General features: G+C 51.1%; 20 protein-coding genes. 1 reads left to right on the forward strand and 19 read right to left on the reverse strand.

Going from position 1 to position 23,364, the window contains the following annotated elements:
- Positions 1-8: 8 nt before the first annotated feature.
- The 14 genes from ACO064_RS05635 to ACO064_RS05700 all read right to left on the reverse strand — a co-directional run bounded on the left by ACO064_RS05635 (position 9) and on the right by ACO064_RS05700 (position 17,845).
- On the reverse strand, positions 9-1,457 hold the full coding sequence (locus ACO064_RS05635) for a RagB/SusD family nutrient uptake outer membrane protein (protein WP_421826422.1): 1,449 nt from the start codon (positions 1,455-1,457) through the stop codon (positions 9-11).
- A 23-nt stretch (positions 1,458-1,480) separates the two neighbouring features.
- Positions 1,481-4,807 (reverse strand): SusC/RagA family TonB-linked outer membrane protein, encoded by a 3,327-nt coding sequence (locus ACO064_RS05640; RefSeq protein ID WP_421826423.1) that lies wholly within the window; start codon positions 4,805-4,807, stop codon positions 1,481-1,483.
- 194 nt (positions 4,808-5,001) lie between these two features.
- On the reverse strand, positions 5,002-6,129 hold the full coding sequence (locus ACO064_RS05645) for a mandelate racemase/muconate lactonizing enzyme family protein (protein ID WP_421826424.1): 1,128 nt from the start codon (positions 6,127-6,129) through the stop codon (positions 5,002-5,004).
- 109 nt (positions 6,130-6,238) lie between these two features.
- Positions 6,239-6,586, reverse strand: coding sequence for a VanZ family protein (locus ACO064_RS05650; RefSeq protein ID WP_421826425.1), 348 nt, complete (start codon positions 6,584-6,586; stop codon positions 6,239-6,241).
- Between the two features lies 1 nt (position 6,587).
- On the reverse strand, positions 6,588-7,316 hold the full coding sequence (gene gldF / locus ACO064_RS05655; RefSeq protein ID WP_421826426.1) for a gliding motility-associated ABC transporter permease subunit GldF: 729 nt from the start codon (positions 7,314-7,316) through the stop codon (positions 6,588-6,590).
- Positions 7,317-7,424: 108 nt separating this feature from the next.
- Positions 7,425-7,952 (reverse strand): DUF4199 domain-containing protein, encoded by a 528-nt coding sequence (locus ACO064_RS05660; protein ID WP_421826427.1) that lies wholly within the window; start codon positions 7,950-7,952, stop codon positions 7,425-7,427.
- Positions 7,953-7,968: 16 nt separating this feature from the next.
- A complete protein-coding gene (locus ACO064_RS05665) occupies positions 7,969-8,565 on the reverse strand; it encodes a DUF4199 domain-containing protein (RefSeq protein WP_421826428.1) in 597 nt (198 codons plus the stop codon).
- A 6-nt stretch (positions 8,566-8,571) separates the two neighbouring features.
- On the reverse strand, positions 8,572-9,867 hold the full coding sequence (locus ACO064_RS05670) for a dihydroorotase (RefSeq protein ID WP_421826429.1): 1,296 nt from the start codon (positions 9,865-9,867) through the stop codon (positions 8,572-8,574).
- 51 nt (positions 9,868-9,918) lie between these two features.
- A complete protein-coding gene (gene gcvH, locus ACO064_RS05675; protein WP_421826430.1) occupies positions 9,919-10,299 on the reverse strand; it encodes a glycine cleavage system protein GcvH in 381 nt (126 codons plus the stop codon).
- Between the two features lie 198 nt (positions 10,300-10,497).
- Entirely contained in the window at positions 10,498-13,926 is a 3,429-nt protein-coding gene (locus ACO064_RS05680) for an RICIN domain-containing protein (RefSeq protein ID WP_421826431.1), read from the reverse strand.
- A 49-nt stretch (positions 13,927-13,975) separates the two neighbouring features.
- Positions 13,976-14,890, reverse strand: coding sequence for a hypothetical protein (locus ACO064_RS05685; protein ID WP_421826432.1), 915 nt, complete (start codon positions 14,888-14,890; stop codon positions 13,976-13,978).
- A 171-nt stretch (positions 14,891-15,061) separates the two neighbouring features.
- Entirely contained in the window at positions 15,062-15,976 is a 915-nt protein-coding gene (locus ACO064_RS05690) for a hypothetical protein (protein WP_421826433.1), read from the reverse strand.
- 171 nt (positions 15,977-16,147) lie between these two features.
- Positions 16,148-16,963 (reverse strand): hypothetical protein, encoded by an 816-nt coding sequence (locus ACO064_RS05695; RefSeq protein WP_421826434.1) that lies wholly within the window; start codon positions 16,961-16,963, stop codon positions 16,148-16,150.
- A gap of 327 nt (positions 16,964-17,290) precedes the next feature.
- The gene (locus tag ACO064_RS05700; protein WP_225309613.1) at positions 17,291-17,845 is read right to left on the reverse strand and encodes a lipocalin family protein; all 555 of its coding nucleotides are present in this window, start codon (positions 17,843-17,845) and stop codon (positions 17,291-17,293) included.
- Positions 17,846-18,211: 366 nt separating this feature from the next.
- On the opposite strand from ACO064_RS05700, the gene ACO064_RS05705 reads away from it, so the two are divergent.
- Positions 18,212-18,532, forward strand: coding sequence for a heavy metal-binding domain-containing protein (locus ACO064_RS05705; protein WP_114409040.1), 321 nt, complete (start codon positions 18,212-18,214; stop codon positions 18,530-18,532).
- 9 nt (positions 18,533-18,541) lie between these two features.
- Here the strand turns inward: ACO064_RS05705 and ACO064_RS05710 are convergent, their stop codons facing one another.
- The 5 genes from ACO064_RS05710 to ACO064_RS05730 all read right to left on the reverse strand — a co-directional run bounded on the left by ACO064_RS05710 (position 18,542) and on the right by ACO064_RS05730 (position 23,156).
- The gene (locus ACO064_RS05710; RefSeq protein WP_421826436.1) at positions 18,542-19,588 is read right to left on the reverse strand and encodes a porin family protein; all 1,047 of its coding nucleotides are present in this window, start codon (positions 19,586-19,588) and stop codon (positions 18,542-18,544) included.
- A 259-nt stretch (positions 19,589-19,847) separates the two neighbouring features.
- A complete protein-coding gene (locus ACO064_RS05715; protein ID WP_421826437.1) occupies positions 19,848-21,380 on the reverse strand; it encodes a magnesium chelatase in 1,533 nt (510 codons plus the stop codon).
- Between the two features lie 57 nt (positions 21,381-21,437).
- Positions 21,438-21,815, reverse strand: a complete 378-nt coding sequence (locus tag ACO064_RS05720) for a type II toxin-antitoxin system death-on-curing family toxin (RefSeq protein ID WP_421826438.1) — start codon at positions 21,813-21,815, stop codon at positions 21,438-21,440.
- A complete protein-coding gene (locus ACO064_RS05725; protein WP_421826439.1) occupies positions 21,812-22,042 on the reverse strand; it encodes a ribbon-helix-helix protein, CopG family in 231 nt (76 codons plus the stop codon). The genes ACO064_RS05720 and ACO064_RS05725 overlap by 4 nt, the downstream gene beginning before the upstream one ends.
- Before the next feature lie 10 nt (positions 22,043-22,052).
- Complete coding sequence (locus ACO064_RS05730) at positions 22,053-23,156, reverse strand: vWA domain-containing protein (protein ID WP_421826440.1); 1,104 nt, start codon at positions 23,154-23,156, stop codon at positions 22,053-22,055.
- Positions 23,157-23,364 lie beyond the last annotated feature (208 nt).

Raw genomic sequence — 23,364 nt, forward strand, 5'->3', positions numbered from 1 at the left:
CCTGTGCATCAATAGCCTTCGGTCTGCTTAATCAGATTATTCAGCGAAAGCACGCGCGTGGCTACCGGCCAATACAAAGGTGTGGTTTTTCCCCGCAGGTTCGGTACGAGTTCGTAGACGTTAATGGTGCCGCCTTTGTGGAAGCGGACCAGATCCCACCAGCGTTTGTTTTCGTGGAAAAACTCCCGGCCTCGCTCGTCCAGAATTTCTTTTTCCAGCGTCTTTTTATCAGCCGCGGTGAAGTCGGCCACACCGGCCCGTTTCCGGACTTTGTTCAGTTCAACCAGGGCCGGAGCTGACTGCCCCAGAGCCGCCAGTGCTTCAGCTTTTAGCAGCAACAGGTCGGCGAAGCGATACAGAATCACGTCATCGTCGGCCAGCCGGTCTTCGGCATACAGCGTCCCCCGGAACTTATTGGGCCAGGCAATGAGTTTTTTGGTGCCCTGCAATTCCCAGATGTAGCTCACCTCCCGGCGAACATCTGCCGGATAGGTGTCCAGCAATGCCAGGGCTTCCGGACTGGCGGCATAACCCGCCTGGGCGTTTCCCGGCTCTTTCACCAACGGCAAATCGGCGGCATTGGCGGCTGTACCCGAGTAGTTCGTCAACGGCAGAGCCGACCGGGCGTACATATCGCTCCCCGTTTCGTTGCGGTTGAAATACAGCGAAAAAATCACCTCGGCGTTCTTTTTATTGGTCGACAAAAAGACATTCCGAAAAACCGGCAACAGACTCACACCCGATTTTTCAACCTCCGCAATGGCCGCCAGAGCCTCGTTCAAATCAGCATTGCCGCCCCCCATCACTTTGGCCGTCCACAGCTTCGCGTCGGCTTTGAAGGCATAGGCGGCCGGTTTTGAAAACCGGTTTTTATCCAAATAACCGGCTTCGGGGAAGAGCGCGATGGCCTGATCCAGATCCGCAAACACCTGCTTGAATACGTCGGCAACGGGGGTTCGAGCTACGAGCGGGACCTTCTCATCGACCACCGGTTCGAGCACCAGCGGCACATCGCCCCAGATTTTGGCCATGTAATAATACAGATAGGCCCGAACGCAAAGGGCTTCCGCCTGCGTCCGTTTTTTGACTACCTCATTGGTGAACGAAAAGCCCTCCATTTGTCGCAATAGCAGATTGACATGCCCGATGGTGCCATAAAAAGCCGTCCAGTCGCGCGAGTTGCCCGCGTTGATGACCTGCGACCAGTAGGCCGAAAACCGGGGCAGCGAGCCCTGAACATACAATTCGCTCCGGTCTTCGCCGAAAGCCTGTTCGTTCATATGCCCCCGAAACCGCTGGTAAATGCCGGTCATGTAGGTGGTGAAGTCGCCTTCGCTCTGCCAGAACACCTGGTTGGTGATCTGCGAACGGGGTTTTACCTCCAGAATATCCTGACAGGAGGAGCCGAGCCAGCCCGTCGCCGTCAACAAAAGGAATTGAATGAATGTCTTTTTCATGCGTGCAGCGATTGAATGCCTGATTAAAACCGGATGGTGGCTCCGAACGTAAATTGACGCGGACGCGGATAACCGCCCTCATCATATCCTTTGTAGACTTCCGGATTCAGTCCCTTGTATTTCGTCAAATACCCGATGTTGTAGACCCCGGCGTTGAGCTGAACCGAGCCCGCAAAAATCCGGCGGGCGATGCCGGTTGGCAGTTGGTACGAGAACGAAAGCTCCCGCAGAGCCAGCCAGTCGCCTTTCGAGTAATAAATGGAGTTGTCGCTGCCGTAGCCGTCGTCCAGCCCCACCTGGTTGTAGCCGACCTGCGTCACCTGCCGCAGGTGGTTCCGGTAGCCAAAGTCGGCATCACCGAAACTGAAACGGGGGTAGTATTTCCCGGTTTCACCCGGATTCTGCCAGGTTTCGTTGCTGAGTGCTTCGCGGGGCGCCCCTTCGTTGGAGGCTCTTGCCTGTCCCATCGCCCGGGCCAGCGCACCGTCGCTAATGACGTGTCCGAGGGCGTAATCCATCGTAAACCGGGCCGATAAGCCTTTCCAGGTAAAGGTATTCTGCATGCCCCCAATCTTGTCCGGCACCCGGTAGCCGATGAATACCAGGTCTTTACCGTCGATTTGACCGTCGCCGTTCAGGTCGGCCCAGTTGACATCACCGCCGTGTTTGGGTTTGCCGAGTGCGACGCTGGTCACGAGCAAATCCCGGGGTGCTCTCTTGGCCTCTTCGTCGGTGGCAAAAATACCGTTCGACTGAAAAGCCCACAGACCGCCGGGACGCTCGCCCTCGGCGTAGCCACCGACTTCGATGTCTTTGCCTGTGGCCGGGTCATAAATCAAGCCGCCGTTGATGCGGTTTTTATCGCGGCCGTTGTCGGGCAATTCAACGATGGTGGTTCGGTTGAAGGCAAACGAGAAATTGGTGTTCCAGGCAAAGTTGCCTTTTTTCAGGACGGTGGCCCCCAACTCGACCTCGACGCCCCGGTTGCGGAGCTTGCCGACGTTGTAGCGAATGCTGTTAAACCCGGTTTCGGTGGGCAACGGCAGATTATCCAGGCGGTTTTTGGTCAGTTTGTTATACACATCGACGATCAGCGTCACCCGGTTGAACAGATTCAGATCGATGCCGCCATCGATGGTTTCGGTGGTTTCCCAGAGCAGGTTCGGGTTGGCGAGCGTGGTCCGCACAATACCGCCGTTGCCGCCGTAGGGAGCCGAACCGTAGCCGCCGTAGGTGTCGGTGTAACTCAGTCCGGATAAGCCGGTCTGCCCGTAGCTTGCCCGCACTTTCAACTGGTTAATTGCCTGCACTTTCCAGAAATCTTCCCGGTGAACATTCCAGCCCGCCGAAACCGAGGGAAACAGTGCATACTGGTTGTTGGGCGCAAAGCTCGAAAAACCGTCGTAGCGCAACGAAGCCCCCACCAGATACCGGCCATCGTAATCGTAGTTGACCTGTCCGAAAAGGCTGGCGGTTTTGGTTTCGAAATAGCCCGAAGTGATCCCAAAATTCGGTTGCTGAACGCCGTTGATCACCGTCGTCGGCGGATTGCCGTTAAAAGTCGTCTGGTAATCATCCGTTGACCGTTGCCCCGTTCCCCGCAAATTGTACTCGACCCGGCGGGTGAAGTTGAAACCGGCCAGGGCGGTCAGGTTGTGTTTTCCGCCAAAAGTGTTGTCATACTGCAAAATCTGGTCGGTCATAAACTGTTTGTCCTGCGTCAGTTCTTCCGCCTTATCGCGTTGACGTTGTTGTCCGGGAAAAGCCCGTTCAAAAAACAGAGAGCGGTTTTGAACGATATAGAGCGAAGCCGAGGGGCGGAAATGCAGCCCTTTGGCGATTTCCAGATCACCGGCCAGCCGGAACGTTGTCTGGTCGTTGTTGGAGCTTAAATCCTGGTAATACAACTCGTGGAGCCGGTTTCGAACCGAAACGCTCTCGCCCAATGCTGGCAAACCGTTGTCGTAATACAGGCGGTTCAGGGGCGGCACCCGCACGCTGCGCGTCAACTGCACCTGGTTGTTGGACAGAAATTTATTGTCGTTCCAGAGGTAAGAAACGTTGGTTTCCAGCCGAAACCGGTCGCTCACTTTGAAATTGGCGTTGGCCAGCGAACTGAAGCGTTTGTAATTCGTACCCAGAAAAACCCCGCCCTGATCGATGTAGCCCAGTGATACGTTGTAACTGGCGCGTTCGGTTCCGCCATCGATTCCGATGTTGTAGTTGTTGGTGGCAGCCGTATTCCAGACCACATCCTGGTACTGACTGTCTTTAAAAATAATGGTCCGACCCGGATTGACCGGATCATCCATCGTTTCCCAGCCGTTGGCCAGCAAATTGTCGACGTAGGGCTGGCCTTCAACCGTCACCAGATTGTCCCGGTAAGCGGTCGTAAAAACCGCATTACCATATTGTCCTTTTTGCGTGTAGGTGGGCGTAGTGGCCGAATTACCGGCGGAATACAGCTTCTGGTTGATGTCGAAAATGTCGAGACCACGCGCCCAGGTCCGGCGGGCCAGATTCAGGTATTCTCTGGCATTCAGATAGTTGTAATTTCTAGCCTGGGTTTCCACCCCGTGCTGATACCGGAAGGTCACGTTGCTTTTTCCGCCATTGAACTTACCGGTTCTGGTTTTGATGATGATGACACCGTTGGCACCGCGCGCACCGTAGGCAGCGGTCGAAGCCGCGTCTTTTAACACCTGAAGCGACTCGATGTCGTCGGGATTGACGTCGTTGAAGCTCCGGAAAACGCCGTCGACAATGACCAGGGGATTGCTGGCCTGGATGCTGGAAACCGGGTTGGTGCCGCTGCCAGTCGAGCCGGTTCCGTACGGATTCAGGGTTGTGCCACCCCGGATGACAATGCTGGCGGCTGCTCCCGGCTGCCCGGACAAAACCGGTACCGAAACCCCGGCCAGTTTTCCCTGCAAGGCCTGAACCGGGCTCGCCGACGGAATGTTGCGGAGTTCCTGCACATCGATCTTCGATACGGATGCCGTGGTTTTGGCTCGCGACTGTTCGGCGTAGCCCACAATGACCACTTCATTCAGTGCTTTTACATCTTCCAGCAGTTTCACGTCCAGCCGTGTCCGGCCGTTGACAGTGATTTCTTGACTGACGTAGCCGATGAACGACACGACCAGCGTGCTTTTCGGATCGGGAACGCTAACCGTATAATTGCCCTCGGTGTCCGTAACCGTGCCGGTCGACGTTCCTTTGATGACGACGCTGACACCCGGCAGGCCGTCGCCATCTCCGCCGACGATGCGCCCCTGCACCTGAAGCCGGGCCTGTGCCAACGCGACTGGTCCGCTCAGCAGCAATGCCAGCATTCCAATCAAGCTCATGGCTCGAAATAGAGGATTGATCATAATCGAAATTAGGTAAGGTTGTGTTAGGAAAGGACTTTTGTTGTTATGTAAATAAGTAGTACATAATTACACAATATTGAAAAGAAAGAAAGAAAATTCCAAGAGCAGTCCCGGTTTTTTGTATTTCTATCAGAAAAAATAATACGGGTTAGGGACTTCGTAGGATTGATTCAATACCCGCATCCCCGGATCACGTCGACGGTATGGTTATCCAGCCAATCCCAATCCAGGTCGACGCCCAGACCCGGACCGGTGGGACAGTGCTGGCAACCATCTTCGCGAATTTCCAGGGGATCGGTTTTCAGTCCAAACCGGAACATCGGATGGTGGCTTTCCAGAAAACGCGAGAGCTTCGTAGCACAGCCCACGTGGAGGTTCGCCACATCCAGCAACGGGGCCCCGGCGGTGTGGATTTCCAGCCCGTAGCCCATCATCTCGCACATGCCCATGGCTTTCATCAGCCCGGTGACGCCACTTTTGTGGTGAACATCCGCCCGGATGAGGTCGATGGCACCTTCGGTCATGTAGTGCGGCAGTTCGAACAGGCCCACAGTTTCGGCGGCTAAAACCGGGGTCCGGATGGCTTGCGATAGTTTTTTCAGCAGCACAAGGTGCGCATCCGGAAACGGCTCTTCAAACCATTCATACCGAAGTTCGTCCAGTTCGTACCCGATTTTGAGTGCGTCTTCAAACGTCAAAACCGCCGACGAATCGAGCATGAGGGGAAAACCGTCCCCCGCCACTTCCCGCGCTTTCCGCAGGCGGGGAATGTCCAGGGCCGAACCACCCGACAGTTGCAGCTTGATTCCCCGAAAACCCTGCCTGATTTTCAGGCGTACTTCCTGTTCCACCTCGTCAACCGTCAGAATGGTTTGGGGCGGGCAGGTGGCATAGGTAGGCACTTTATCCCGGTATTGACCCAGCAATTTGGCAATCGACATTCCGGCGGCTTTGCCTTTGATGTCCCACAACGCCACATCCAGATTCCCCCAGATGGCTTCCCGGAGGTTGTACAAATGCCGCTGTTTCGACCGCATCGCCTGCCAGATGGCTTCGTGATTCAGCGGATCTTTCCCCACCAGTTCGTGGTAATAGACGTCATGCACGGCGTGGGCCGACGCCCGCCCCTGCCCCAGTGGCCCATAATCCATCGTGTAGCCTTCAAGGCCGTCGTCGGTGTGCAGGGTCGTCAGCGGAAATTCCCAGTAGGGAACATGGCCGGGCGGAATCGGGCGGGGATGAAACCAGGCTTCGGCGCTTAGGCGAATCCGGTGGGTCGTAATATCCGTGATTTTCATCAGCTTAATGTACTTATGTGGTACATATATGAGCAAATAAAAAAGAAAGTCGTTTTATTTCCTAGTATTTCACAACAAACTTACCGAAAAATGAAAATTAAGTAATCGTTCAACCCTTCATGATCCTTCGCATCAGGATGGTACTAATCAGCAGTCCTCCCGCGACACCGACGGCATCAGCCGCCAGATCGAGCCACTCAAAATCGCGGTTGATGGGCATGACCAACTGATAGATCTCGATTAAAAAACCGTATACCACACCAATTACGAAAAGCCGCAGTGGAAACCGGTAGACGGTTCCCCAGAGCAATCCCCACAGGCCGAAGATACTGACGTGCAGAAACTTATCATTCACCGTTAACCCCGGTGAGGGATAATCACTCGGCCAGGCACAGCCAATGAAAATGATGATGGTCCAGCCGATGGCAGCCCATTTAACCAGAGCTTCGAGTCGCATATCAACGGGTGAGGGCGGTCATTCGCCACTCGGTCAGAAACAAAAAAACCGTAATCACACTGAGCAAATAAAATACATTTCGGGAGTCGATCAGACCGCGCCCCAGTGCCTGGTACTGCTCATCGAGCGCCAGCCAGGTGAGTGGATACGAGAGCGTGCCCCAGAACGACAAACCGGCTACCGAACTGATTCCGACGTACAGCAAAAAACACAGAAACACGCCAACAACAAACGCAACTACCTGATTTTCATTGATGGAGGATGCGAACAGACCCACCGCCACAAAGACGCCCCCCAGCAACACCAGCCCGATGTAGGAACCAAATACCGAAGCCGAATCCAGATTACCCACCGGATTACCCAGTTGGTAAACCGAATAATAGTATAGTAAAGTGGGGAGCAATAACAATACCACGACCAGCCAGTTGGCCAGAAATTTAGCCAGAACCAACTGCCAGCGGGTCAGCGGTTTGGTCAGCAGCCACTCGATGGTTCCGGTCCGAACTTCTTCGGCAATGGACCGCATGGTGATGGCCGGAATCAGAAACAGCATGACGTAGGGCGTCAGGTTGAAGAAAACGCCCAAATCGGCATAGCCATAGTCCAGCAGGCTGGTGTCCGGGAAAACCCACAACATGAGCCCCACCGCCGTCAGGAAGACGACCATGATCACATACGCGACCGGTGAGCTAAAAAAACCGTTGATTTCTTTCCGAAAAACAGGGAGCATGGTTTGATTAGACGAGAGAGGTTAGACAAGAGAGAAAAGACGTACGTTTTATCAGGTTTCGGTATAGTTTTATCTCATTTCTCCTGTCTAATGTCTTCTTCTCTCCCATCAATTTTGAAAATCTGAAAAAGGCGGGCGGTTCCGGCGGATAAAGGCGGCTGCAATCAGCGAGATGAGCGCTCCAAAAATGGCGGCAACCAAAATACCGATCAGAAACTGCAGGCCGGGGCCCTGGAGTTTTTCGGTAAATTCCATCGCCTGTTCGATCTGCTCGTCGGGCATCCCCCGGTTTTCCATCTGCTCCCGGGCATTATCCAGAATTTGCTGACGAATGGTAGGATCGATGAAGGAGGTGTAAATCAGGTTGTAGGTGACGGAGATCAGGCCTGAAATGACCGATACCAGGGTGCCAATACTAACCCCTTCACCGTAACTCATAAAACCGCCGTTCAGCGTGCGGAATTCGCGCATCGCCATCACGATCATGGTAACGGAAATCACCAGACTAAGCCAGGGCAATACCGTGTTGGCAAATTGACCGGTGACGTTGACGGCGGTGGTGTAGACCATAAAAATAACACCGGAAATCAATCCCCATTTCAGGGCCAAACGAGCGGTAGAGGGTTTTTCTTCCATTTCAGTGCGTGTTTTATCAGTTTGATTTAGGGGATTCGGAAGGATTCGGCAAGTCGGGGGTTGGATTGTAGAGGCTATAGTCCTGTCTCCTGAAAAGTAACGAAATGATCAGGACGGGTAAAATAGCCAGCACGGTTTTTTTACTGATTTCGTCACCAACGAGGGTTTCGAGTGTAATCAAATCGACATTTTTCAGCATTTTCACATATTCCGCCTGCCCTAATGTTTCCACCAGCCGCCCTTTGGTCGAAACGATCAACTGCCGCATTTCGTCGAGATACTGGGTAAAGATCGTTGGGTCGATGTATTTCAGGAAGAGGTAAATCAGCCAGGCCGTCAGCATTGCGCCTACCGTATTGACTACATAACAGATGCTCAACGCTTCCCAGAGGTGCAAAAATCCCTTCCCGATGTGCTTGCGGTAGTACCAGACTGCCGCCACCATCATGATAATTTGAAAGCCAAAATCCAGCACTTTATGGTTCCCCAGCGGCATGATGCCCAGCGCGTAGAGCGCCAGAAAATACCCAAAACACAATACCCCCGCCAACAGCCCGAAAAATACCGGCAGTTTCAACAACGGGTGGTTAAAAAACGAAATAAGTTGCTTCACTGCGTGTTATAAAGATTCAACAAAGCTTTTGTTAATAATCCATAACGCCTTTCCCCGTAAAGTCTTGCCAAAAAACGGCGAGTTTTTTGACCGGGAAGCCGTCCGCTCATACGTCCACGCCAAGTCCGGATCGAAAACCGTCAGCGTGGCCGGCTGGTTTACGTCGATGGTGTGCGACGGCAATCGCAGAATCTGGCGCGGACGGTGGGTCAACGCTTCGACCAACGACGCCAGTGGCCATTCCGGAAAGTGCGTGCGGACGACCGCAAAAGCGGTTTCTAACCCGATGATGCCAAAATCGGCGTGGTCAAATTCGATGTTCTTGCTTTCGTCGTCCTGCGGATTGTGATCCGACACGACGGCGTCGATGGTGCCGTCGGCCAGCCCCTGCTTCAGCGCTTCGCGGTCGGCGGGCAATCGAAACGGCGGGTTTACTTTCAAATTGGTATCAAATCCCATCAAATCCGAATCGGTGAACGCCAGTTGGTGGGCGGCCACGTCGCAACTCACCGGCAAACCCTGCTGCTTGGCCTGCCGAATCAACTCGACCGAACGCGCCGTGGAAATCGTGGAAAAATGCAGGACGGTTTCGGCAGGCCGTTCGGCAGTCTGCGGAAACAGGTATTCCAGAAGCCTCAAATCCCGCTCAATCATCATTTCTTCGGCCATAGCGGGCATTCCCTTCAACCCCAGCAGGGTGCTGGAAAGTCCCTCGTTCATCTGTCCGAAATGCGTCAGGTTCTGCTCTTCGGGGCGGTTCATGAGCAAACCGTTGAAAGGTCGCAGGTATTGCAGCGTTTTCAGCAGCAGATCGGGATGCGTCAGCGGTTGTTCGCCATCCGAAAACGCTACCGCCCCGGCGTGGTGCAGGTCGATCATGTCCGTAAAATCCTGACCTTCCGTCCGTTTCGTAATGGCCGCAATCGGATGCACGTTTACGGCCTGTCCCTGGGTAGCCTGCCGGACATACCCGAGCGTGTCTTTTGAATCTAGAACCGGTTTGGTATTGGGCAACACGGCAATATCCGTAAAACCGCCCAGCATGGCGGCCCGGCAAACCGTGGTCAGGTCTTCTTTGTGTTCATAGCCCGGATCTTTGGCCGAAACCCGGAGGTCGACCCAACCCGGAGACAGGCATAAACCGGCCTGCTCGATGCGTTGAATCGAGGAGTCGTCCTCATCGACCGGGAGGGCTTCGCCGATCTGGCGGATGAGACCATTTTCAAGGAGTACGTCACGAACCAGTCCGTCAAAGGGCGACTGTGGGTCTATGATTCGGACGGCACGAATGAGTAGTTTCATGGAAATGCAAAAAAAAAGCCCCGGCTGGAGCTTCCTGATTCAATCGGGGACTTAGGCCCCCACCAATTCTTTATAGGCTTCGGCCGACATCAAATCGTCGGATTCGGCACCGTCGGCCAATTTCACTTTTACGATCCAACCCCGGCCATACGGGTCATCGTTGACCAGTTCGGGTGATTTTTCCACTTCCGGATTAATTTCAAGAACTTCACCGGCAACGGGCAGAAACAGGTCCGAAACCGTCTTGACAGCTTCGATGGAACCAAATATATCTCCCTTCGCCAAACTCTGTCCAACACTCGTGATGTCCACAAAGACAATATCACCTAATTCACTCTGGGCAAAATCCGTGATACCGACGATGGCCGTATCTCCTTCGATGCGAATCCACTCGTGATCTTGCGTATACTTTAGTTCTCCGGGAAAATTCATACGTGACGTTTCGTTTAGCGCTGCAATTTACACAGGTAAAACGGTTTTGCAAACCTTCACGTCGGCCTTTCCCGACCCTAGCTGCCCGTGAAGAGTCGAAAAAGGCCGGCGAATTCCACCGGCACTTGCATATGAACCCGATCTCCCCCATCGCCGTACAAAAACCGGGTGTTCCCGTACGGCGATGGAGGGCTAAGTTCAATGTTGCAGGAGTAATTTGGCGGTTTGGTTCATGGTGTCATTCGCTAAGCGGATCAAATACAGACCATCGGCTTGCTGGCTCAGGTCGATGCTTACCGCCTGTTCGTGCCCCGTTCCGGCAACCGGTTTTGCATAAACCGTTCTGCCATCCACTGCCACGACGGAAAGCGTCGCTTCTTTGCCTTTATCCAGCGTGAAACGAACCCGGGTCAAACCATCGGTCGGATTGGGGTTGACCCGCAAACGCTCCGCAGGTTCTGAACTGGAAATGGCCGATAGCCGCCCACCACTACAGGCCGTCAGGAATGAATAAGGAGACGCTTCGGTGCCCGACTGCCGTACCTGAATCGTAAAGGTTGTACCCGTTCGCTGCCAGGAGGGTACAGTAAATGTGGAGTTCGTCGTCCACGCAGCCAAACCCGGAACCTGGTATTCAAGGGTGGTCCCGTTCCCTCCCGAAGTAGCAATCGTTAGATTGCCCGTATTACAGTTATAAGTTGGGGTTACGATTGTCAAAGTACCACCACCCGTCGGTGGGTTCGTGGGGGGATTGGGCGTCCCTCCATCACAGGTCGTCAGGAAGGCATATGAATTGGCTTGCGTACCCGATTGCCGTACCTGCAGCGTAAAGGTTGTACCGGTCCGTTGCCAGGATGGGATCGCAAACGTGGAATTCGTAGTCCAGGCGGCCACGCCCGGAATCTGATATTCAATCGTACTTCCATTGCCCCCCGACGTATTGATTGTCAAATTGCCCGTATTACAGTTGTAGGTTGGGGTTACGATCGTTAAGGAGCCTCCGCTTGGTGGGTTCGTCGGCGGATTGGTGGTGCCGCCCGGACAGCCCGTCGACTCGAAACGGAACAAACGTTGATTCTGAAAGCCTTCACTGGTCGATCCCCAGAGTTGCAATTGAGGGTCGTTGCCGTAATTTTTCATGTCCCAGGTCACGCCGTTGCTCCCATTGATGCGGTAGGCTCCGCTGCCATTGTCCTGAATCGTCCACAGTTGCCGGTTATCCCCGGAAGACGCACTCAGGCGCAGGAGTTCGCCATTGTTTAGATCGTTGACACTCATGGCAAGCCCGCTGCCATTTTGCGTTACGAAGCGATACTGATTGGCGGATGTCGTTTCGGCTTTCCAAATCTGATTGTTTGCTCCGTTGGCGCCCCGTTGCTCGACGGTGTTGCCCGAAATGGCTTCCATGAGCTGATTGGTCTGGACGGAGCGAATCACATAACAGCCACTTAACGAACCGGTAGGCGGATTGGTGGGCGGAGGGGTCGTACCGCCGGAACAGCCGGAAGCCTGGACGTAAAACCGCTGGCTATCCCCGCCGTGTGGGCTCCACAAATGCAGCCCCGCGCCATTGTCCTGACTGGGTCCCTCCACATCGGCGGCCAGGGCGCTGGAATACGAGGGCACGAGTTTGTAGGTACCGTCACCGTAGGCTTCCAGCCGCCATTTCTGTTGCGCGCTATTGGCCCAGTCATGCTGGTTGACCGTGGTACCACTGCCCGTACCGGCCCCATTCGCATCCATTACTTTGTTGCTGAATTGGGAGATCATGCGGTAGAGGGAGCCATCGACCACTTCGAGTTTGAAAATCTGGTTGGTAGAACCATTGCCGTCCTGCTGACGAATGCGGGTGCCAGCATTTCCATCGGCTACCTGCAGGAACTTGTTGGAGTGTTTGGCTTTGAGGGTGTAGCAGCCGGTGGCGAGGGGGGCTGAACCGGTGGAGCCATCGTTGGTGTCGTCGACGATCGTATAGGGAAAATCAACCGTTTGAGTAATCACATAGTTTCCGCGATCATTCTGCATAATAGCCCTGTGAGTTCCCACGCACTGCCCTGGCAAAGTTTGGACATTACACACCGGCGCATCAGCATTGGTAGAAGAGCCATTGTCCGTACTCCAGGTATAATTCGAGTATCCGCCCGGCGCGGATACCGTACGGCCATCATCACTGATGTCTACGCCTTGTGGCTCAGTGCCTAAATCCTGCACGGTAACCGGAAATGTGTTCTCACAGACCGTTTTTAGTTTGTCGAACCAACGGTCGGCAACAACATTCAATCCATCGTTATTGAAATGAACCGGCTCATCAGCACCGGAGCCGGCAGGGCGTCGAAAATTCGTTCCTAAATCATCGGTGTACGGTCCGGTGTACACATTGCCGGGTGCTCCGACACTGGCCAACCGTGCATTTAAATCATTGGCATTCTGACCATCCCGAACGACCGATGATGAATGGTAATTGCGGTTAGGCGTATAATCATAAATGTAGGAGGTTTGGGCAACGACCCAGGGAACAGCCGGGCCACTATAAAATTCACGGGATTTTTTAATTACCTCAGCGAGTTTCTGACGATAATCACCGGCATCCCGTACCCAGCGTTTCTCATTGCTGCCATTGCCGAACGGGGCAGAAGGCAATGGGTTGAAGTTTTTGTCTAACAATACTCTGTCACTCCAACTTTCACGTTCTCCCAACTCACCAGACGTGGCATCTCGATACGCCTTGGTATCGGTTTCCCCTTGCATCCACAAAACCGCCCGAACACCATAGGCATTGGCGTAGAATTTGAGCATATTGGCAAAAAAGTAAAATGGTGAACCAGCAGGATAACGTCTGAAAGTAATGTCCGATGAATTGGTCTGGCTCGAAGCACGAGCATTGGGATTGGTGGAACTGATCCACTGCGTAACGGTGGTTCCGCCATACCCTGCATTAAAAAAAGCCACTGGCGCCTGGCACTCATTCGCCAGTTTTGCCCCCAGCGATGCCCAATACCAGAGGGAACCGCCGGTAGGACCTATGCCGCCAAAGTGATCTTTAGTGCCGACCAGACGCTGGATTTCCCGATAAGATGAAGGCAATTTCGGGTCATTCGGATCATAACTTCCAAGATTAGCTTCCGGAATGACATCTGGCGAAACCCGCACGGCATCCATTCGCTGGGTGTTGGAAGCTGTCAATCCAAAACCGCCCTGAGCATTGGATTGCCCGGCGATGACAAATACTTCCCCGACGCCCACCTTGCGTTTGGTTTCGTAATTTCGTTTGATCAACGGGAAGGTAGTGATCTGTGTGGCCTTCACTGTTAATTCATACCATCCCTTCTCAACCATAACCGATCCGTTAAATACGGTCTTGCTGCGGGAAATAGGGATGGAAATAGGTGCAGCACCCGTTGGATTGCCGTTGACCAAATCCAGCTTCTGGAGCGATGCCGAAACGACATACCCTCCAATCAACATATATTTGGTGTTCAAATCGCCCCGGACAATAATCTTACCCTGATGGTTCGAATTTTGCTGATAGACGGCTCCATCTATGGGAATACTGACGGTGAGTTTCTGGGCGATGCTACAAGTAAATAACCCCAGACTAAGTAAAAAAGTAAGTAAGGTTTTAGTCATGATAATACCAATTTATTGTTTGTACATTCACTATTTTGAGTAAAAATTATTAGGGGCACTCATATTCAAAATCGGTCACACCCACTCCATACAGATCATCCTCAATCAGCCAGCCACCAATTAAGGGTTTGCCATGAACGATTCGACGTCTGACCTGCCCTTGCTGGTCGTACCAGTAGGTGTACGTTTTCTGATACACTTTCTGGGTGCCAAAGTCAGGAGAGGATTCTAACTGCCAGACTTCTTTCAGTGGCAGGCTGCGGCTTTCGTTGCCCCGAAACTGGTGGATAACCGGCAGGTTAGGTCGTGGCAAAATGTAGGTAAAATACTGTAGGAAACGGTCGTACGGAAACCACTCCCCATCCCTCATGCCCCACGATTGGTATTCCACTCGTTCAACCATATTGCCGTCTACAAATACCTGAGTATATCCCGGACGATTTGGACTGTCATCAACCAGTTGGTAATCCTGATTATATATTAGGTAAGATTCACCTGAACCCCGGTATCGGTTGATTAAACCTTGTCCATTTAATGAGGTTGAATCAATTTCAATCGTAGGTTTAGTTGCTCTTAGTGCTAAATATTCCTGATAAGTAATAACAAAATCAGTTGTATAAGTGTATTTATAAAGCCAATACAAGTTGTTCAACAATTGGGTGTGTATTTCAATAATTCTTCCTTGCTTATCATAGGTATAAACCGTTTTGGCAACACAACTGATCGGCATTTTCCGGCCATCGTCCAGCGTAATGGTTTCGGGTTCCCAGAGCAGATCGCCCGTCCGGCCATCAGATGGGTCTTTGTACGTGGTTCTAACAATTTTACAGCCTTTTGGTGGCTGCGGCAAATTCGTCGGATCGGTCACCCAATCGTTGGGATGCAGATCCCGGTCTTTCTTGCAGCTTATGGCCATCGCCAGCAGACTGAGCAAAAACAGGATGGATAAGAAAGAAGTCTTCATGGGTGATCTAAAAGGGATGGGACAAACCTATCGTTTACCAGACAAACAAACAAGAATTGCATGCACTTTTTTACATAAGTTTCCAATATAAAGACCCTGTAAATCAATTAGTTATTAGAACAAAGAATCAGTAACATGATTCTAAATCGCTAAAAATGAGGGTCGTAAATTTCAACTACACTCATATTCATAATCCGTCACCCCTACTCCATACAGATCATCCTCAATCAGCCAGCCACCAATCAGCGGTTTGCCATGCACAATCCGTCGTTTGACCTGACCTTGCTGATCATACCAGTACGTGTAGGTCTTCTGGTAAACGGTTTGAGTCCCAAAATCCGGCGAAGATTCTAGTTGCCAAATCTCTTTCACCGGTAGGTTGCGGCTTTCGTCGCCCCGAAACGGATGGGTGACCGGCAGATTAGGGCGCATGGCCAAATACGTGAAGCGTTTTAGAAAGCGGTCGTAGGCAAACCACTCCCCATCCCGCAGGCCCCAAGATTGGTATACGACATATTCAACCAAGTTGCCATCGATAACAATATGAGTTTCTCCCGGACGAGTAGGACTATCATCAACTAACCGACGATCTTGGTTATACAAAAGATAGGGGTCTCCTACACCCCCATAGCGGCTAACCAATCCCTGATCGTTGAGCGAGGTGGTGTCAATCCTAATCGTCGGTTTAGCATCACCCTTGGCGAAAAGTTCGTAATAATCGATTAGATAATGGGGCGTATACGTGTATCGGTGGAGCGTATACTGATTAAATAACAGCTCTTCATGTACCTCCATTAATCTATTTTGAGCGTCATACTTATAGGACATTTTACCCACACAACTGACGGGCACTTTTTGTCCATCATCCAGCGTAACGGTTTCAGGTTCCCATAGTTGATCGCCCGTCCGGCCCACCGAAGGAGTTTTGTAAGTGGTTTTGACAATCTTACATCCCTTTGGTGGTAGCGGCAGGTTGGTCGGATCGGTTACCCAACCATTGGGATGCAGATCCCGGTCTTTTTTGCAGCTTAAGGCTATCGCCAGCAGACTGAGCAAAAACAGAATTGATACGAACGAAATCTTCATAAATGATCTAAAATGAACGAGGCAAACCTATCGTTTACCAGACAAACAAATAAGGATTTTATGAGCTTTTTTACTCACGTATCCAATATAAATATTCTGTAAATCAATTAGTTATAATACCATATAATCAGTAACATGATTGTAAATCGCTTAATATGAGGGAAGTAAATTTTAACTACATTCATATTCATAATCAACAACTGCTGTTCCTTCATCCCTGTACCACCCAAATCCCACATCTTCACCGTGGACAATTTTTCTATTTACACGCCCATCAGAATCGAATCGATATTGATAAGTAGTTTCAAAGATAGCCTGTCCAATAAAGGAGTCTCCTCGTTCAATCGATTCTTTTTTAAGCAGATTACGACTTTCAAAACCCCAATAAGTGTAAATTGGAGACAGACCAGAACGGGTTAAATCATATTCGTATTTATAGACATACAACCCATCCAGGTATTTATACTCTTTTACTAAATTACCATTCACTACCTGACCTACGAATTGAATCGAACCACTTAACATCTGTTCGGTCAAATATCCTTCCGAATCATATTTGACTTTTTGCTGATAAAATTTGGATTCAGCCAACCCTTGTGTATTTAAGACTATACTATCATTAAATACATGTGTACCCAATTGGCGGGAGTATGAAGTAGTCTGCTTAAGCATTAATCCCGGCGAATAATCATACTCGACGACCATAGAGTCCCCGGTTATCACCCGATCTTTTTCCCGAATCAGGCGTCCCTGTGGATCATAAGTGTAAAAACTTTCTTTGTAGAAACTCACTTTTACGTCTTTGCCGCCTACGCTTATTGTTTCCTCATCGCGAATTAAACGATCACTAGTTGAGGTAGACTTCAATACGACTCTAACAATCCGGCATGAGGGAATGGGGGCGGTTTCTTCGTTTCGCCGTGTGCAACAAAAAGTTGCTACTAATAGGGTGAGTATCAGCCCAAAATTTGTTACCGTGTTTTTCATATACTATAAATTATCTTACCGCTGTGCAGTGAAACCTTCTGCGGATTAATGCTTACCGCCTAAATGCTTGTGCAATAAAACACCTATTTCATACCGGGTAAACCATTCCCGTACTATTTTTTTGTGACCGACAAATTCAGTTTACGGATCATTAAAAAAAGTCAACAACATGTTTTTACAGTTACCTGATTGGTAACGAATTTTGGCTTTCCCTGTGGATTAGCCGGGTGCGATGATGTAGCACTTGTAGAACTAAATTTTCACAACACAAAAAAACCGCCCGTCGAATGTCGACGGGCGGCTCCTTTACTATTCTGCATCGGCAACTTACGCCTTCTTAAATTCAATCGTCATGGTATAGGTGTCAACTTTTCCGTCGCCGTCCAGGTCGTCTTTTTCCGTGATGCTCCACTTCATCGTGCTGCCTGATGTTTCCAGATCATAAACCTGGGCACCGTCGCTATCGGTAATCGTCAGTTTATTACCATCTACCGACCATTTGGCGTTGTTAGTAGCCGGATTGAAATCATCCAGATCATCCGATTTGCAATTGGGTGAGGGCGTGCCGGTAATGGTTCCGTTGGAATTAAACGTCATTTTGGTATCCGTCAAACACGCAACGGCCTCTTCTCCACCATATTCCTTAAAAAACGCCAGCAAATCGGTCACTTTTTGACCAGTACCAAAATCAAAACCCGGATTCACTTTCATGCCTGAAATTTTCCAGCTTCCGCTTACCGCCGATGGTTTCACATCCGGCTCGCCATTGCCATCTTTATCTTTGCTGCAGCTTGCAAACCAGAGCGGTAGGGCCAGCAACATAACCATAGTCCATCCATAACGGAAATTTACGCGGTTCAAAAGTACGGTTGTCTTTTTCATTTGTTGTTTGATTTGATTGTTAGAAAAGTTTGATTTGTGATTCAAAATTGGGCAAAATTGGTTCGGCCACCCAGTGCATTACGCCTGAATTGCCTATATTGAGGTTTAAACAGGTACTTCCTTCTGCTGAAGTGCGTTCACCGGTTTTTTGGGCTTTTCGGAGATCGTTTTTGAAGGTCGATACCCGTTCTGCACCCGAATTTTAATCATACCGACTACCGCCTGTAAGGCAAAACAAATACCCCATCCATTAAAAATAATCTTCTGTGTAACTCTGTCATTTAGCATGTTCCCGGTATTTAATTTTGAGGAACAAGTCATCATTCAAACCAGGAACCGCCCGACGGTTACACCGAGATCAAGTCTATGCTGATAACAACTACTTCGAATATCGAAGGCAAACGGATCACCAAATACCTGGGCCTGGCCAACGGTGAAGCCATCATTGGCTCCAACCTGATTAAAGATTTCTTTGCCACCGTGCGCGACGTAGCGGGCGGACGGTCAGCCGCTTATGAACAGGCCCTGCGCGAGGCCAAAAGCATTGCCATGAAAGAAATGATCGAACAGGCCCAACGGCTGGGTGCCAATGCGGTTATCGGCGTCGACTTGGATTATCAAACCATCGGGAACAACGGCGGTCTGCTCATGGTCAGTGCCAATGGCACGGCGGTAGTGATCGAGTAACCGGTCGGCCTAGCGTCTTCCCAGCGGGAAAACATAGCCCAGCGAGAACGTTGCCACCTGCTGGCTGACGTATTCCACCGGTTGAGGGTCGGCGTCGGTTCCCAGGCTGTAGTTGTACCGTCCTTCGATCAGCAACCGGCCCGGTCCGGCCGGAATCGATACGCCCAGGCCACCGGTTACACCGTATTCGAGCCGCGCATCGTCGCTGGTTAGCTTCTGTTTTTCGTCGGCCAGGGTTTCGCCATCCACGACAAACTTGTACCGGGCATCCAGGCCGTAAGCCACATACGGGCCCGCATTCACGAAAAACCGGGTTTTTCGACCGAAGGAAAGTTTCAGCAGCAGCGGAACTTCAATGGCGTTGGCGGAAGCCTGGAGCGAGAATTTCTGGCCTTCCACTTCCCCGGCAAATTTCACCGACCGGCGCGTATACAGGATTTCCGGTTGAATCGAGAAAACGTTGCCAATCCCGTAATTGATGACCAGACCACCCGTAAAACCCGGAGCGGTTTCGGACGCACCACCAACGCCGTCCAGATCTCCGCCCGGCGCATATTCGTTCAACAGCGCATTGACGCCCCCCCGAATACCGATCGAAAAGCCCCGGCCCGAATACGCCGATTCGGTTCTGACGCGGGCCGGTTTCTCCGGTTTAGCCACTTTCTCAGCCTTTGGTGCCTTTGCCGGTTTTTCGGCTTTCGCTTTTTTCGAGCGTTTCGTCGCTTCTTTCGATTCCGTCTCCGGTTGCGGTTTGGTCTCCACAACGGTTTGCTGCGCCAGCATCGGTTCGGCTTCGGCCGTCGCCGTTGCGGATTCCACCGCCGTGGTCGTGGCTTTTGGAGCCGTTGCAACTGCCGGTTTCGGGGCCGGTTTCTTCGCTGCCGTGGCCGTGGTTTTCGGCCTCGAGGTGGTGGTCTTCTTTGGCGCAGTGGCCACCGGTTTCTTTTGTACGGCGGCAACCGGTTTGGCCGCCGTTGTCGTCTTGGGTTTGGTGGTCTGCGCTTCCGCCAGCAGGCCGACCGCCACCAGGCACACGGTAAATAGTGATGCTTTCATCGGGTGTTCAATCTGTGTGTATATCTGTTGTTACTGATGCTGCAAAATTAGATCCTTGAACAACGCCCCGAAAGAGAAGAACTACGTGATTTTGATCGCGTAGTTTCCCTGTAGCATTTCACGACACAAAAAAAGGCAACCCGTTAGCCAGGTTGCCTTTTATGGGTATAAGGTTTACGGTTTTCAGTTTACGGTGATTGACACGCTCTTAAGCATGCGTCAGCCACCGAAAACCGTAAACTGAAAACCGTAAACTATTTTAAAACCGATCCTCGTCGTCATCATCGTCGTCTTCGCCGAAGGCCGTTCCGGGGCTGAACATGCTGCCTAACAGGTCTTTAAACTGCTGACCCGTATCCATTGCCTTCTTGCCCACGAGCGAATATTCCGCCAAACCGTGCAGGGCAAACTCCATCATGAACAGCTTCTCCTGTTTCCCCAGACGCGAATGCAACGAATCGACCACATCGTCCAGACCGTCGATGGCTTTCAGGCGGTTTTCGTAATCGCGGGTCGGCAGGTCGTTCAGGAAATCCATCACGTTGCCGTCGCCAAACCAGTCGGTTATCTTTTTGTAGGGGTTGCCGCCCTTCTGTTTTTTGGCTTTTTCGGGATTCGGGAAATAATTCAGAAACTGCGTCCGAATGGCTTTTCCGATCAGGTTCTGCGCCACAATCACCGGGCCTTCCACTTCGCCTTCGTACACCAGTTCCACTTTTCCGCAAATCGCCGGAATGACACCATACAGATCCGTAATCCGAACGTAGGTCTCTTTCTCACTGTTCAACAACGCCCGGCGTTCGGCGGCCGACAGCAGGTTTTCAAAAGCCGCGATGGTCAAGCGGGCAGAGACGCCACTTTTTGCGTCAACATATTCACTTTCACGGGCTTCCAGAGCTACTTGCTCAATCAGATCCGCAATCAGATCGTTGGTTTTCACCATGCCTTTCTGCTCGGTTTTAACGATGGCTTCCTGCTGCGTAATCTTCTTCCCGATTTCCAGCGACTTCGGATAGTGGGTCACAATCTGGCTGTCGATCCGGTCTTTCAGGGGCGTTACGATGCTGCCCCGGTTCGTATAATCTTCCGGATTGGCCGTAAACACAAACTGAATATCGAGCGGCAAGCGCAGTTTGAAACCGCGAATCTGAATGTCGCCTTCCTGCAAAATATTGAAGAGCGACACCTGAATCCGGGCCTGCAAATCCGGTAATTCATTAATCACAAAAATACAGCGGTGCGAGCGCGGAATCAGACCGAAGTGAATAGTCCGTTCGTCCGAATACGGTAACTTCAAGGTTGCCGCTTTGATCGGATCGACGTCACCAATGAGGTCGGCCACCGACACATCGGGCGTCGCCAGTTTTTCGGTATAGCGATCGTTCCGGTGCAACCAGGCCACCGGCGTCGCATCGCCCTTTTCCGCCACCAGATCGTGGGCAAACCGGGAGAGCGGCACCAGCGGATCATCGTTCAGTTCCGACCCTTCCACAACCGGGATGTATTCGTCCAGCAGATTGATCATCAACCGGGCAATCCGGGTTTTGGCCTGCCCGCGCAACCCCAGCAAATTGATGTGGTGCATCGACAGAATCGCCCGTTCGACATCCGGAATAACGGTATCTTCATAGCCCCAGATTCCCGGAAAAACGGTTTCTTTCGCCTTAATCTTCTCGATTAAGTTGTCACGAAGTTCTTGTTTGATGGACTTGGATTGGTAACCGGCAGCTTTGAGTTCGCCGAGGGTTTTTATTTTTACTAACTCTTTACTCTTCAGGGATGAATAGCTCATGAAATCGTTGTGAATATAAAAAAATGATTGTTGCCTTTAACAGAGTTTCATAAGTTTTTATCGAGACTCTGTATGGTTTTTAATCCAACTCAAAATGCCATTATATTCCAGATTGCCCTCGGCTATTTGGATTACAAAATTATAACGCTCTTGTTGGCTGGCGTTAATGAACAAATTATTTGAACGGAGTATGATCTCCATAAGTACATAGCCTGTGCGCTTGTTTCCATCGATAAAAGGATGGTTTTTTACAATGCTTTCGATAATTGCGGCTGCTTTCTCTACGGGCGTCTGGTAAAATTCCGTATCACCGAAACCCGAGTATGGCCTTGCAATAGCTGAAAGCATGATACCTTCGTCACGAACCCCGTCACTCCCTCCAAAATCCTCAATTAGTCGGCGATGAATCAGTAATACTTCATCTGTGGAAATCATTGAGCTAATCGTTGAAGTAACTCCCGGTTTTCGTTAATAATATCATCAAGCAAGACACTGCGTTCGGGTGATAGTGCCCTTTCTTTTTGAAAAGAATCATCCGAGTCAATCACCTGTTCAATGATCTGCTTAGCCAATTCACTAACCGAAGGTAGATTCATCGCCTGCGCCTTTTCCTGCAATTTGGTTAAACGGCTGTCATCCAGCGAAATACTAATCGTTGTCATACTTTTCCGGTTATTTCATATTCTTCCGGCGGTTGCGCTGGAAGTCTTCAAACATCATGTTTCCCAATCCCTGCAAACCGCTGTAATAGGCACGGCCGTTGTTCACTTTCGTGAATTCGTGAACAAACTGCTTCAAGTAGGGATCGGAGGCAATCATAAAGGTCGTAATCGGAATGTCGAGCCGACGGCATTGGGCCGCCAGCGTCAGGGTTTTCGATACGATCTTGCGGTCCAGTCCGAAACTGTTTTTGTAATATTTGATGCCTTCTTTCAAACAGGTCGGTTTTCCGTCGGTGATCATGAAAATCTGCTTGTTCTTGTTCTTGCGCCGACGCAGCAAGTCCATCGCCAGTTCGAGCCCGGCCACGGTATTGGTGTGATACGGCCCCACTTCCAGATACGGCAAATCCTTCACCTGAATCTGCCAGGCATCGTTGCCAAACACAATGATATCGAGCGTGTCTTTGGGGTATTTCTGCTTCACCAGCTCCACCAGTGCCATGCCGACTTTTTTGGCGGGCGTAATGCGGTCTTCGCCGTATAGAATCATCGAGTGGCTGACGTCGATCATCAAAACCGTCGAGGTCTGGGTTTTCTGCTCTTTCTGCACCACCTCCAGATCGCGCTCCATCAGCGTAAACTCATTGACGCCACTGTTGATCTGGGCGTTGCGGATGGATTCGGTCATGGAAATCTGTTCGAGCGAATCGCCAAACTGAAAATCGCGCAGGTCGCTGCTCAATTCGTCGCCCACACCGGTGAAAGGGGTGTGGTGATTGCCGCCGGATTTCGAGCGTTTCAGTTTCCCAAAAATTTCTTCCAGTGCCGACTTCCGGATGGATTGTTCGCTCTTGGCCGTCATCGCGAGCGTGCCTTCTTCGTTCTGCTCGGTCAGATACCCTTTTTCTTTCATTTCCTCGACAAAATTACCAATCCCGTATTGGTCGTCGGTCAAGTTATACCGCCGGTCGAGGTCGTTCAGATAGGCCAGCGCCTGTTCGACATTGCCCGATGTCATCAGCAACAATTGCTGGAAAATATTGAACAACTGGTCGAATTTGCTGCCTTCTTTTTTTTCGGGCGGAATATAATTGGAGAATTGGAATCCTTTCATGAAATACGGTCGTTAGGTCAGCAGTTCGCGTTGATGAAAGAACAGCGCGCCCGCCGGATTTGTTCGCTTCCTGAAAATACGAAATTTTCGGCAATTCCACCACGACAAACAACCACCAGTGGCCTCTATGCACGGTTTTGGGGCATTTCGGACCGCAATCCTATGTTTTTCGTTTCGATTTCTTTGCTGTACACAACCTGCTTTTTCC

The sequence above is a fragment of the Larkinella sp. genome (assembly GCF_965227735.1).
Taxonomy (GTDB): Bacteria; Bacteroidota; Bacteroidia; order Cytophagales; family Spirosomataceae; genus Larkinella.